Raw genomic sequence first — 13,342 nt, 5'->3', positions numbered from 1 at the left:
ATTCGGAAAACGCCATGCTGAACCACGGCCTGCAGGTGCTGTATATCGAAGACGACGAACTGGTGCGGCGCGCCAGCGTGCAGAGTCTCCAACTGGCGGGCTTCGACGTGATCGGCCATGCCTCGGTGGAATCCGCGGCGAAGACGATCAGCGCGGACTTCTCCGGCGTGATCGTCAGCGACATTCGCTTGCCGGGCGCGAGCGGCCTCGACCTGCTCGCTCAATGCCACGAGCGTGCGCCCGACGTGCCGGTGATTCTGGTCACGGGGCACGGCGATATTTCGATGGCCGTTCAGGCGATGCGCGACGGCGCGTACGACTTCATCGAAAAGCCTTTCGCGTCCGAGCGTCTGATCGAAACCGTGCGGCGCGCGCTGGAGCGTCGCAAGCTGGTGCTGGAGAACCTCGCGCTGCGCCGTGAGTTGGCGGAACAGAACTCGGTGGCGCCGCGGATCATCGGCAGAAGTCCGGCCATCGAACAGGTGCGTCGGCTCATCGCCAATGTCGCGCCCACCGACGCCTCCGTGCTGATCAACGGCGACACCGGCGCGGGCAAGGAGTTGATCGCGCGCAGTCTGCATGAGTTGTCGCCGCGGCGTGACAAGCCGTTTATCGCGGTGAACTGCGGCGCGCTGCCGGAGCCGATGTTCGAGTCGGAAATGTTCGGCTACGAGCCGGGTGCTTTCACGGGCGCCGCGAAACGCCGCGTCGGCAAGCTCGAACATGCGTCGGGCGGTACGCTGTTTCTGGATGAAATCGAGAGCATGCCGCTCGCCTTGCAGGTCAAGCTATTGCGTGTGCTGCAGGACGGCGTGCTGGAACGGCTCGGCTCGAATCAGTCGATTCGCGTGAATTGCCGCGTGGTCGCCGCAGCCAAGGGCGATATGGCCGAACACGTCGCGGATGGTTCGTTCCGGCGCGATCTGTTGTATCGGCTGAACGTGGTGACGATCGCACTGCCGCCGTTGGGCGAACGTCGCGAGGACATCGTGCCGCTCTTCGAACACTTCCTGCTGGACGCGGCGGTGCGCTATCAACGCCCCGCGCCGATCCTCACCGACCGTCAGCGCGCCGGCCTGATGCAGCGCGACTGGCCGGGCAACGTGCGCGAGCTGCGCAACGCCGCCGACCGCTTCGTGCTCGGCATCGCGGACGATCCGGTGATGTCTTTCGGCGACGACGGCGCGGCCACGCAGCCGTTGAAGGAGCGAGTCGAACAATTCGAGCGGGCGGTGATCGCGGAAGCGTTGGAGCAGACCGGAGGCGTTGTGGCGGTCGCGGCGGACAAGCTGCAACTCGGCAAGGCGACGCTCTACGAGAAGATCAAACGCTACGGACTCGCCGCGAAGGGAGAAGGGGAGCGGTGAGGAAATGAAAACGCCGGCGTCGCGATGCGAGGCCGGCGTGTTTGATTCAGTTGAATCGGATCGGGCTGCGCTGCCCGTTCAGGCCGGTTTCAGCGCCTTTTCCAGCAACTGGTCGAGTTCCGCGAATTGCGGTTCGCCCACATAGCGCTTGAGAATCTTGCCGTCCTTGTCGACCAGGAACGTGGTCGGCGTGAGCTGAACGTTGCCGAACTGCTTGGCGGCCGAGCCGTCGTCCATTGCGACCTTGAACGGCAACTGGCGGGTTTGCGTGTAGTTGGCCACGTACATGGGCGCATCGTAGTTCATGGCCACAGCGACGAATTCGAGGCCTTGGCCTTTGAAGCGGTTATAGGTCTGAACCATCTGCGGCATTTCCTTCATGCACGTGTCGCAGCTCGTCGCCCAGAAGTTGACCAGATAGACCTTGCCCTTCAGGTCGGCGGTCGAAACTTTCTGGCCGGACAGCAACGTGAAGGTCGCATCCGGCACGCGCTGCTGGCCGGCAAACGCGAAATAGCCGGCGATGGCAATCGCGACGGCCACGGCGGCAATGATGATGTAGCGAAGCGGATTCGCGCGCCGGGTGGCGGTGGACGGCGTGGAGCTCATGAACGGAACCTCAGGAGTCGCGCGGAACGCGCGGGACAGTGCGTCGGTTTGGGTTTTCGGCCCGGTGCTGGAAAGCCCCGCTATTGTAGCTCCATTCCGGCGGCGCGGCAGGACGCGGGCCGGGAGCGGATAATACGGGTTCTACGTTCTCGTCAGTCTTGTCTTCTGCCCCCATGTCTCGAACTGTTTTCCGCGGTGACCGCGTCAGTCGCTTTCTCGCTCGAATTCCGTCCTGTCTTGCTGCTGCCAGCCGCTTCGCGGGCCATTTTTTTAACCGCGGGCCGCGCCCGATCGCGGCCGGCGACCGGTCAACCGGCGCCGCCCAGCCATTGTCGAACGCGCGCGCAGTCTTGAGCACGCTGGCTTGCGCGCTGACGCTCGGCGTCGCGCTGAGCGCCTGTTCGCCCACCTTCGATTGGCGGACCATCATGAACAACGACAACGGCTACACCGTCGACCTGCCGGCCAAACCGGGCAACGATCAGCGAGCCGTGCAGATCAACGGCACGCCGATGCAGATGGCGATGCAGACGGCCGAAGCCGGCGACGCCGTCTTCGCGGTCGGCACGATCATGCTGCCCAACGACGACGAGGCCACGCAGCGCGCAGCGCTCGATTTCCTGCGCACCGGCCTAGCCCGTAACGTGGGCGCCGCGCCTGATGCGCGTGCCGTGCAGATCCCGCTCGCTGCCGGCGGCCAGGTGCTCGGCCTGGAAATGAAGCTGAGCGGCGAGGCCGGTTCGCAGCACGAGACCCGCACTGTCTACGCCCGGCTCGTGGCGCGCGGCCGGCATGTCTATCAGGCGGCGATCATTGCATCGAAGCCGATGCAGCCGGAACAGGTCGACCAATTTTTTTCGTCGTTCCAACTGTATTGAGGGCGGTATTTTTGGCCGATTCTGGGCGTGATGGGGCGCAGCGGAGGTGCTGCCCACAGTGAAAGTTCCTTCGCAGCATCGCGCGCTAATTCCCGGTTTACGTTGAGGTTTTCGTGATGTTCGCCCTTCCTGTGGATAACTCTGTTGAGAACTCGCGAAAACTGGCTGGAGATGCCCGTTCTATGGGCACTCTGTCAGAATCCGCGCTCTTCAGGTGGTTAAAAAAACTCAATCAAATCAATGCTTTTTGGATCCAGCCCACAACGTACCTTTCAGATGTTTCAAAATTTGTCTGGAACGCGTGCGTGTGCATAAGTCAAGTCTTGACAGCATGTTTTTTGCCTCATAGGGAGCCAAAAGCCCGGCGATACTGGATCGCCTCGCCGATTTGCGCAGCGCTCGGCATGGACACGCCGGCGAGATCGGCGATCGTGCGCGCTACCTTCAGAACCCGGTAGTACGCCCGCGCCGACCAGCCGAAGCGTTCTCCGGCTTCGCGCAGCAAGGCTTCGCCCGCGGAGTCGGGGCGGCAGACCTCGTCCACTTCCCGTCCTCCCAGTTCACGATTGGTTTTGCCCTGACGGCTCAATTGCCGCTCGCGGGCGCGGCTGACGCGCGCCGCGATGGCGGCGCTTGTCTCGCCGGCCGCCGTGGAGCGGGCGGACAGTTCCGCCGGCGTGAGCGCGGGCACTTCAAGTTGGATGTCGATCCGGTCGAGCAGGGGGCCGGAAAGCTTGCGTAAATAGCGCGCGGCGATCTCCGGCGTGCAACGGCAGCGGCCGTTGGGATCGCCGCGCCAGCCGCATGGGCACGGATTCATGGCGGCGATCAATTGACACGCAGCCGGGAAATCCGCCTGCAAGGCGGCGCGTGAAATCGTGATGCGGCCGGCTTCAAGCGGTTCCCGCAGCGTTTCCAGGACATGGCGGTCGAACTCGGGAAGCTCGTCAAGAAAAAGCACACCCAGATGCGCCAGCGTAATTTCGCCTGGCTGCGGTGGATTGCGCCCGCCGACCAGCGCCGCGGCACTCGACGAATGATGTGGGGCGCGAAACGGCCGTCGCCGCCATTGCGAGGGCGTGAAACCGGCCCGGCTGGCGGACAGCAAGGCGGCGGAGGCGAGCGCTTCGTCGTCGGTCATGGGCGGCAGCAGGCCGGGGAGGCGGGCGGCGAGCATCGATTTGCCCGCACCGGGCGGGCCGACCAGCAAGACGTGATGGCCGCCGGCCGCCGCAACTTCGAGTGCCCGGCGCGCGCCGCGTTGACCGATGACGTCGCCCATATCCGGGACGATGGCCGCCGGGCATTCCGCGAGGTCCGGCGCGGCGACGGGATAGAGCCGCCCGTCCGGCGCTTGCGCGAGGTGAGCGCATAACGAAGGCAGGTCTGCGGCGCCGTAGACGTCGACGCCGGGGACGAGCGCCGCTTCGGCGGCGCTCGCAGCGGGCAAGTAGAGCTGAGGCGTGGACAGCGCGCGCGCGTCGCCAGCACTCGCTGCAGATTGCGGCGCACCGCCGCCCTGAGCGACACCGCTGCGCGCCGTTCCGCACGCCATGGCGAAAGCGCCGCGCATCGGCCTGAGGGCGCCGGTCAGCGACAGTTCGCCCGCGAATTCACGATGCAGTAACGACTCGGCGGGAATCTGGCCGCTCGCGGCGAGAATGCCTAAGGCGATGGGCAGATCGAAGCGGCCAGATTCCTTCGGCAGATCGGCGGGCGCCAGGTTGACGGTGATGCGCCGGACGGGAAAGTCGAAATTGCAGTTCTGCAGCGCCGCGCGCACGCGCTCGCGGCTTTCGCGCACTTCCAGATCAGGCAGGCCGACGATCGAAAAAGAGGGTAATCCGTTCGCGAGGTGGACCTCGACGGTTACTTCCGGCGCGCGGCCAGAGGCCGGCGCGCGACTGCGCACCACGGCAAGCGACATGTTTTCTCCCGTCGGACGGCGCGCCGAGGGCGCGCGCAAGTCCCCTAAAACGCTGATGACGTCACGGCTCGCTTGCCTGTGATGTGCAGCACTGCGCGGCGGTTACGCCGCGAGCAAAGCGTTACGGCGTTTGCGTGACCGGCAGCTTCTGTTCGAGTTCGGCGACGCGGCGCTCCAGCTCTTCCAGGCGCGCGCGCGTGCGGACCAGCACCTGGGTCTGCGTATCGAATTCCTCGCGCGTCACCAGGTCGAGCTTCGAAAAGCCCTGCGACAGCATGGCCTTGACGTTCCGTTCGACGTCCTTGGCCGGCGAATTCTTGAACAGCTCGCTCATGCGGGCCTGAAAGTCATTAAAAACATCGTTCGGTTGTTTCATGGTGTTCCCCTTGGTGCACAAAAAATGTGCATGTTTCGTTACGCCTGTGCTTGGTAACGGCAAATGGGCGGTGTTGGTGCATGTCCCGCTGCGTGCCGTTCCCGCATGAGCCCCTTTGGTGCGCGCCCACGCGTTCCAGACCTGCAAACACTCTAGCAACGATCCATACGCCGCGCCAGCGTGCCCCCGCTAACGTTGGCCGTCTGGCCAAGGCGGCTTGCGCCCCTTTTGCGACGTCCACGGGGCGGAGTCTGACACAACATGGCATGCGAGTTGCTGTTACTGCCCCGCGCGCACCGCCGGCGCATTTTTTACCGGCAGCGGAACGAGACCATGCGAACGGTTCAAGGATTCGCAACGAGAGTTAGCAAACAGGTTACGCAAACGGGTTACGCAACTAAGCGAGGGATGTCATGAAACTCATTACCGCAATCATCAAGCCGTTCAAGCTCGATGAGGCGCGCGAAGCCTTGTCGGCCATCGGCGTCTCGGGCATCACGGTGACGGAAGTCAAAGGTTTCGGTCGCCAGAAAGGCCACACGGAGCTGTATCGCGGCGCTGAATACGTCGTCGATTTTCTGCCGAAGGTGAAGATCGAGGCCGCGGTCTCGGACGACATCGTCGATCAGGCGATCGAGGCGCTCGAGCGCGCGGCTCGCACGGGCAAGATCGGCGACGGCAAGATTTTCGTCACGCCGATCGAACAGGTGATTCGCATCCGCACCGGGGAGACCGGCGCGGATGCTCTGTAATACCAAAAGACAGCGACACAGATAGCGACAAGAGGAAACGAAAGATGCGCAAATTAATGATGTCCTTGCTGATGGCCGGTTCGCTGCTCGCGGGCGGTATCGGCGCCGCCCTCGCGGACGACGCTTCCGCCCCCGCAGCCGCCTCGGCCGCTGCTCCCGATACGACGGCGAGCGCGCCGGCACCGGACGCTTCGGCCGCACCCGCAGCCGCCGCGGCTTCGGCACCGGCCGCTGACGCGTCCGCCGCACCGGCTGCCAGCGCGGCCGCCGCCGCACCCGCAGCATCGGACGCTGCGCCGGCTGCCCCGACCGCGCCGTTCTCGGTCGATTCGTCGAAGATCAATTCGGGCGACACCGCGTGGATGCTGACCTCCACCGCGCTCGTACTGTTCATGACGATTCCGGGTCTGGCGCTGTTCTACGGCGGCATGGTCCGCAAGAAGAGCGTGCTCGCGATCCTGATGCAAAGCTTCGCGATCACCTGTCTCGTGTCGATCATCTGGGTCGTGGTGGGCTACACGCTCGCCTTCACGCCGGGCAATTCGTTCATCGGCGGTTTCTCGCGCTTCTTCATGGCGGGCATGAACTACATCAAGGGCGACAAGGCCACGACGCTGACCGTCAGCCACCTCGCCCCGACCATTCCGGAAACGGTCTACGTCGTCTATCAGATGACATTCGCGATCATCACCCCGGCGCTGATCACGGGTGCGTTTGCCGACCGTATGAAATTCTCGGCGATGCTGGTGTTCATGACGCTGTGGTCGATCATCGTCTACTCGCCGATCGCGCACATGGTCTGGGAACCGACCGGCTGGCTGGCTACCGCTGGCATCCTCGACTTCGCGGGCGGCACGGTGGTGCACATCAACGCCGGTATCGCGGCGCTGGTCTGCGCGCTGGTGCTCGGCAAGCGCGTCGGCTACGGCAAGGAAGCGATGGCGCCGCACAACCTGACGCTCACGCTGATCGGTGGCGCCATGCTGTGGGTAGGCTGGTTCGGTTTCAACGCGGGTTCGGCGGTGGCGGCGGACGGCCGTGCCGGTTTCGCGATGTTCGCCACGCAAGTGGCAACGGCAGCAGCAGCACTCGCATGGATGTTCGCCGAATGGGCAACCAAGGGTAAGCCGTCGGTGCTCGGCATCGTGTCGGGCGCCGTGGCGGGTCTGGTGGCGATTACGCCGGCTTCGGGCTTCGTCGGCATGGCGGGTTCGCTGGTGATCGGTATCGCGGCAGGCGTGATCTGCTTCTGGTCTGCAACGTGGCTCAAGCACAAGCTCGGTTACGACGACTCGCTCGACGCGTTCGGCGTGCACTGCGTAGGCGGTATCGTGGGTGCGCTGCTGACCGGCGTGTTCGCGGTGAAGGACATCGGCGGCGCGGACGGCAGCGTGATCCTGCAAGCCAAGGGCGTGCTGACGACGCTGATCTACAGCGGCGTGGTGAGCTACATCCTGCTGAAGATCATCGACATGGTGATGGGCCTGCGCGTGACCGAAGAACAGGAACGCGAAGGTCTGGACGTGACGCTGCACGGCGAACACGTCGAATAAGCAACTCACCGCGAGCCCGCGCTTCCGGGCTCGTGGGATTACGAATAAGCGCAGCGATTTTGGCCCGCCTTTATGGCGGGCTTTTTTCTTGCGGGCTATCTTGTAAACGGTAGTTTTCCCCGCCTATGATGGCAATAGCGAGAATGCATTCGCGTCCGCTTGCGAATGGAGAAACCGTCCCCAAATGGACAAAGCATTTGCTCTACAATCTTTTTTCTCCAGTCTGCGAGTGATCAATGGTTCCGCACCTAGTTACGGCGTTAAACGGCCCGCTGCTCGATCTTGAGCGGAAGATCCTCGACGCCACGCCCGCCATCGAACGCTGGTTCCGGCTCGAATGGCAGGAGCACACGCCGCCGTTCTACTGTTCCGTCGACCTGCGCAACGCGGGGTTCAAGCTCGCGCCGGTCGACACCAATCTGTTTCCCGGCGCATTCAACAATCTGCCGCAGGAAGTGTTGCCGCTGGCCGTGCAGGCCGCGATGGCATCGATCGAGAAGATCTGTCCGGACGCCAAGAATCTGCTGGTGATTCCGGAGCGCCACACGCGCAACGCGTTTTACCTCGAGAATGTTGCCCGTCTGGCCGCGATCATGCGTCAGGCAGGCTTGAACGTGCGTTTCGGCACGCTCGACGAAACCATCAACGGGCCGGTCACGATCGCACTCTCCGACGGCCAGAAACTCGTGCTCGAACCGCTCGAGCGCTCGCAGCGGCGCCTCGGCCTGAAGAATTTCGACCCGTGCTCGATTCTGCTGAATAACGATCTGTCGGGCGGCATTCCGCCCGTGCTCGAAAATCTTCACGAGCAGTATTTGCTGCCGCCGCTGCATGCCGGCTGGGCCGTGCGCCGCAAATCCACGCACTTTTCCTGCTACGACGATGTCGCGAAAAAGTTCGCGAAAATGGTCGAGATCGATCCGTGGATGATCAACCCGTACTTCGCGCATGTGGAAGGCGTCGACTTCCAGGAGCGCATCGGCGAGGAAGCGCTGACGGATGCGATCGACGGCGTGCTGAAGAAGATCGCCAAGAAGTATCGCGAGTACGGCATCTCCGAGAAACCGTATGTCGTCATCAAGTCGGACGCGGGCACGTATGGCATGGGTGTGATGACCGTGCACGACGCGTCGGAAGTCGCCGCGCTCACCAAGCGCGAACGCGCCAAGATGGCCGCGACCAAAGACGGCCTCGAAGTGCATGATGTGATCGTGCAGGAAGGCGTGTACACCTTCGAACGCATCGGCGAAGAAGTGGCCGAGCCGGTCGTGTACATGATCGACCGCTACGTGGTGGGCGGCTTCTACCGCGTGCACGGCAGCCGCGAGCGCGATCAGAATCTGAACGCGCCGGGCATGCATTTCGTGCCGCTCGGCTTCGAGCACACGGCGCTGCCCGACGCGCACGCCAAGCCGGGCGCGGCGCCGCCGAACCGCTTCTATATGTACGGCGTGGTGGCGCGGCTCGGGCTGCTGGCCGCATCGGTGGAGCTGGAAAAGACCGATCCGGAAGCGATTCAGGTCTAAGCCACCTTGGGTGGTCGATGGCGGCATGCGTGCCGCCATCGCCATTTTCAACGACTATATTTACGATCAATGCCAAGCCCGTCTGGGCGCACCAGGACCTTCATGGACATTCTTTTCATCGCCGATCCGCTCACGCAATTCAAGATCTACAAAGACTCGACCTACGCGATGATGGCCGAAGCGGCGCGCCGCGGTCACGTGGTGTACACGTGCGAGCCGAAGCATCTGGCGTGGACGGGCGGCGACGTCGAGGCGAACGTGCAGCGCTTTGCGATTGTCGGCGACGTCACGGATCTGCATCGCGAAGTCTGGTACGACGCCGAAGCGGCCACGCCGCGCTCGCTCAAGAGCTTCAGCGCCGTGGTGATGCGCAAGGACCCGCCGTTCGACATGGAATACGTCACGTCGACGTGGCTGCTCGAAATGGCCGAACGCGGCGGCGCGCGCATCTTCAACAAACCGCAGGCGATTCGCGACCACTCGGAAAAGCTCGCGATCGGCGAGTTCGCGCAGTTCGTCGCGCCCACACTGGTCACGCGCGACGCGAGCCGTTTGCGCGGGTTCCATGAAGAGCACGCCGACGTGATCCTGAAGCCGCTCGACGGCATGGGCGGTATGGGCGTGTTCCGCGTGAAGGCCGACGGCATGAACCTCGGTTCGATCATCGAAATGCTCAGTCACGACGGTGCGCGTTCAGTGATGGCGCAGAAATTCATCCCCGAGATCAAAGAGGGCGACAAGCGCATTCTGCTGATCGGCGGCGAAGCCGTGCCGTATTCGCTCGCGCGGATTCCTCAGGGTAATGAAGTGCGCGGCAATCTCGCGGCCGGCGGCCTCGGCGTGGCGCGTCCGCTCACCGAGCACGACCGCAAGATCGCCGATACGCTGGCGCCGGTGCTTGCAGCGCGCGGTTTGCTGCTGGTCGGGCTGGACGCGATCGGCGACTGGCTGACCGAAGTGAACGTGACGAGCCCGACGTGCTTCCGCGAGATCATGGATCAAACCGGCTTCGACGTTGCCGCCATGTTCATCGACGCGTTGGAGCGCGCGGCGGGGTGACGGCGCGGCCTGCTGCCGGCACTTGAATGCCCGCCACATCCCCCAAACTGTGTAGTAAATCCGCATCACGCAGCACGCCGGAATTGGCGCGAAAATGAGCCTGATACAATGCCCGCTCTTCCGCGCCGAGGTGATTCGATGGCATCCACGGGTGTCGTGGGCAGCGGACTGTAAGCGAGCAGTGTTTTGCCGGCGCAGGCACGACGCCATGCGCGGCACGCCGCTCGTCAATCGATGCGTTCCGGCCCTCATGGCCCACGGCCGGCAGAGGGCGCTGACGAACCGGGCTTCGTCCCTGGTTCACGGTTCGGGGCCGTTCTTTTGCAGTAAGGCTGACATGGCAGGCATTCTGATCATTGCGCACGCTCCGTTCGCCACCGCGTTGCGCGATTGCATTTCGCACATCTATGGTGGCTTGCCGGCTCGCATCGGCGTGATCGACGTATCGCCGGATTGCGATCCCGCGCAGCAGGTTGCGTTTGCGAACTCGGAAATCGAGCGTTTGAAGGAAGAAAACGGCGCGCTCGTCCTCACGGATATGTTCGGCGCCACGCCGGCGAATATCGCTGGACGGCTTGCTTCGTTGCCGGACGTGCGCGTGCTGTGCGGCGTCAACTTGCCGATGCTGGTGCGTGCGGTCTGTTATCGCGCCACGCCGCTCGACACGCTGGTCGACAAGGCGCTCGCCGGCGCCACCAAAGGCGTGCATGCGATCGGACCGGCGACCCCGGCGCCCATCGCGCCCACGGCGGAATCCGGCGACTGTTTGCCGGCTTTGCCGCCGGAGGCAGCATCGGCTGACTGTATTCCCGCGTTGCCGCCCGAGGCCGACCTGACGCAGAAAGCCGACTCGGCCGGCTTATAAGTCGCCCGGCCGGCTCGGCCTGGGTGTCAAACGGATTGCAACCGCTTCGCAGTTTCACCTTTCAAAACAACACTTACCCGCGCTTCGGACCATCACATGCTGCAACAGGAAACGACTATTGTGAACAAGCTGGGGCTGCACGCGCGCGCGTCGGCCAAGTTGACGCAACTCGCGGGCAACTATCAGGCGGAAATCTGGATGAGCCGCAATGGCCGCCGTATCAATGCCAAGAGCATCATGGGCGTGATGATGCTGGCCGCGGGCATTGGCAGCACGGTGCTGATCGAAACAGAAGGCTCCGACGAAAAAGAAGCGATGGACGCATTGTTGAAACTCATCGCCGATAAATTCGGCGAGGGGCAGTGAACTGGCGCGTCCACGTGCGATGAGCAGAAACGCCGCGGCTGTCCGCGGCGTTTTTTTTTAGCGCGTGACAATGGGCAGACCAGACGCGCGTGAGGGCGCGCGCGTCGACATGCGCATGCGAGAATCGCGCCGCGCGAAGCACAAGACGGACGAAGGCGCAGCGAAACGCATGCTTACGGTTTTTCGTGCTGCACTGCACACAGCCCTGGCGCACCTGCATAGGGCGCGGAATTTATAATGACGGACAGTGTCTGAGAGCATTGCAGCGGTTTGCCGCGGCATCACACAACTAGAGGAGGTGCGCGTGTCCTTCACGCTGCATGGAATTCCCGTGTCACGCGGTATCGCCATCGGGCGGGCTTATCTGATCGCCCCGGCTGCACTTGACGTAGACCACTATCTGATCGAACCCGCCCAGATCGAGAGCGAGATCGAGCGCTTTCGCACGGCCCAGCAACACGTGCATTACGAGCTCGAAACGCTGCGTGCCGATCTCGCCGCGGACGCACCCAGTGAAATGGGCGCGTTCATCAACGTTCATTCAATGATCCTGAACGATGCGATGCTCGTGCAGGAAACCTTCGACCTGATCCGCACACGCCGCTACAACGTGGAGTGGGCGCTGACCGAACAGCTCGAGCGCCTGTCGCGCCATTTCGACGATATCGAAGACGAGTACCTGCGCGAGCGCAAAGCCGACATCGAACAGGTGGTGGAGCGCGTGCTGAAGGCGCTCGCCGGGGCGTCGGTGGCGCTGGCCGACGGTGTGCACGGCGCGTGCGACGAAATGATCGTGGTCGCGCACGACATCGCACCGGCCGACATGATGCAGTTCAAGACCCAGACGTTTCAGGGTTTCGTCACGGACCTCGGCGGCCGCACTTCGCACACGGCGATCGTCGCGCGCAGCCTGGGCATTCCGGCGGCGGTCGGCGTGCAGCACGCGAGCGCGCTGATTCGCCAGGACGACCTGATTATCGTCGACGGCGATCATGGCATTGTGATCGTCGACCCCGCGCCGATCGTGCTGGAAGAGTACTCGTATCGGCAAAGTGAGAAAGCGCTCGAGCAGCGTAAGCTGCAGCGGCTGAAGTTTTCGCCCACACAGACGCTGTGCGGCACCCGCATCGAACTGTGCGCGAACATCGAGTTGCCGGAAGACGCGCGCGCCGCGATCGACGCCGGCGCGACGGGCGTCGGCCTGTTCCGCACCGAGTTCCTGTTCATGAATCACAAGGACCGCCTGCCGGAAGAGGAGGAGCAGTTCGGCGCGTACCGTCGCGCGGTCGAACTGATGAACGGACTGCCGGTCACCATCCGCACGATCGACGTGGGCGCCGACAAGCCGCTCGATTCGATGAGCGGGGGCGACGGTTACGAAACCGCGGCGAACCCGGCCTTGGGGCTGAGAGCGATTCGCTGGAGCCTTTCCGAGCCGCAGATGTTCCTCACGCAATTGCGGGCGATTCTGCGCGCGTCGGCGTTCGGCTCGGTGAAGATTCTGATTCCGATGCTCGCGCATGCGCAGGAAATCGACCAGACGCTCGATCTGATTCGCGAGGCCAAGCGTCAGCTCGACGACGCGGGTATGGCCTACGATCCGAACGTGCAGGTCGGCGCGATGATCGAGATTCCGGCCGCCGCAATCGCTCTGCCGCTGTTTCTGAAGCGGCTCGATTTTCTGTCGATCGGTACCAACGATCTGATCCAGTACACGCTTGCGATCGATCGCGCGGACAACTCGGTCGCGCATCTGTATGACCCGCTGCATCCGGCGGTGCTGCATCTGATCGCGTTCACGCTGCGCGAAGCGAAGCGGGCGGGCGTTCCGGTTTCGGTGTGCGGTGAGATGGCGGGCGATCCGACGATGACGCGTCTGTTGCTCGGCATGGGCCTCACCGAGTTTTCGATGCATCCGAGCCAGCTGCTCGTTGTGAAGCAGGAAGTGCTGCGCTCGCATCTGAAGACGCTGGAAAAGCCGGTGGCCGATGTGCTGGCTTCGTTCGAACCGGAAGAAGTGCAGGCTGCGCTGAAGCGCGTGATGCTGGCCTGAAACGCCGCGTT

The 13,342-nt window shown here is 63.6% G+C and carries 12 protein-coding genes; 9 read left to right on the top strand and 3 right to left on the bottom strand.

What is annotated here, in order from left to right; all coding sequences use genetic code 11:
- Positions 1–14: 14 nt before the first annotated feature.
- A complete protein-coding gene (locus ACFSNN_RS14235; RefSeq protein WP_208949488.1) occupies positions 15–1,367 on the top strand; it encodes a sigma-54-dependent transcriptional regulator in 1,353 nt (450 codons plus the stop codon).
- 78 nt (positions 1,368–1,445) lie between these two features.
- Here the strand turns inward: ACFSNN_RS14235 and ACFSNN_RS14230 are convergent, their stop codons facing one another.
- Entirely contained in the window at positions 1,446–1,976 is a 531-nt protein-coding gene (locus ACFSNN_RS14230; RefSeq protein WP_012431588.1) for a TlpA disulfide reductase family protein, read from the bottom strand.
- Between the two features lie 329 nt (positions 1,977–2,305).
- Between ACFSNN_RS14230 and ACFSNN_RS14225 the strand changes: the two genes are divergently transcribed.
- Positions 2,306–2,854, top strand: coding sequence for a hypothetical protein (locus ACFSNN_RS14225; protein WP_377689419.1), 549 nt, complete (start codon positions 2,306–2,308; stop codon positions 2,852–2,854).
- Between the two features lie 343 nt (positions 2,855–3,197).
- On the opposite strand, the gene ACFSNN_RS14220 is transcribed toward ACFSNN_RS14225, so the two are convergent.
- On the bottom strand, positions 3,198–4,781 hold the full coding sequence (locus ACFSNN_RS14220; protein WP_134457235.1) for a YifB family Mg chelatase-like AAA ATPase: 1,584 nt from the start codon (positions 4,779–4,781) through the stop codon (positions 3,198–3,200).
- Positions 4,782–4,902: 121 nt separating this feature from the next.
- Complete coding sequence (locus ACFSNN_RS14215; protein ID WP_012431591.1) at positions 4,903–5,157, bottom strand: accessory factor UbiK family protein; 255 nt, start codon at positions 5,155–5,157, stop codon at positions 4,903–4,905.
- A gap of 413 nt (positions 5,158–5,570) precedes the next feature.
- On the opposite strand from ACFSNN_RS14215, the gene ACFSNN_RS14210 reads away from it, so the two are divergent.
- From ACFSNN_RS14210 to ptsP, 7 genes are all read left to right on the top strand, one after another.
- Complete coding sequence (locus ACFSNN_RS14210; protein ID WP_006048089.1) at positions 5,571–5,909, top strand: P-II family nitrogen regulator; 339 nt, start codon at positions 5,571–5,573, stop codon at positions 5,907–5,909.
- Positions 5,910–5,953: 44 nt separating this feature from the next.
- The gene (locus ACFSNN_RS14205; protein WP_134457234.1) at positions 5,954–7,462 is read left to right on the top strand and encodes an ammonium transporter; all 1,509 of its coding nucleotides are present in this window, start codon (positions 5,954–5,956) and stop codon (positions 7,460–7,462) included.
- Positions 7,463–7,698: 236 nt separating this feature from the next.
- Positions 7,699–8,988, top strand: a complete 1,290-nt coding sequence (gshA, locus tag ACFSNN_RS14200; RefSeq protein ID WP_134457233.1) for a glutamate--cysteine ligase — start codon at positions 7,699–7,701, stop codon at positions 8,986–8,988.
- A 102-nt stretch (positions 8,989–9,090) separates the two neighbouring features.
- Positions 9,091–10,047, top strand: coding sequence for a glutathione synthase (gene gshB, locus ACFSNN_RS14195; protein WP_134457232.1), 957 nt, complete (start codon positions 9,091–9,093; stop codon positions 10,045–10,047).
- 337 nt (positions 10,048–10,384) lie between these two features.
- Positions 10,385–10,912, top strand: coding sequence for a PTS sugar transporter subunit IIA (locus tag ACFSNN_RS14190; RefSeq protein WP_134457231.1), 528 nt, complete (start codon positions 10,385–10,387; stop codon positions 10,910–10,912).
- A gap of 96 nt (positions 10,913–11,008) precedes the next feature.
- Positions 11,009–11,278, top strand: coding sequence for an HPr family phosphocarrier protein (locus ACFSNN_RS14185; RefSeq protein ID WP_012431596.1), 270 nt, complete (start codon positions 11,009–11,011; stop codon positions 11,276–11,278).
- Positions 11,279–11,582: 304 nt separating this feature from the next.
- Positions 11,583–13,331, top strand: coding sequence for a phosphoenolpyruvate--protein phosphotransferase (ptsP, locus tag ACFSNN_RS14180; protein ID WP_134457230.1), 1,749 nt, complete (start codon positions 11,583–11,585; stop codon positions 13,329–13,331).
- Positions 13,332–13,342: the final 11 nt, after the last annotated feature.

This window comes from Paraburkholderia dipogonis, assembly GCF_042680985.1.
Classification (GTDB): Bacteria; Pseudomonadota; Gammaproteobacteria; order Burkholderiales; family Burkholderiaceae; genus Paraburkholderia; species Paraburkholderia phytofirmans.
Note: the sequence above shows the minus strand (reverse complement) of the source record. Positions and strands in the feature narration are given on the sequence as shown.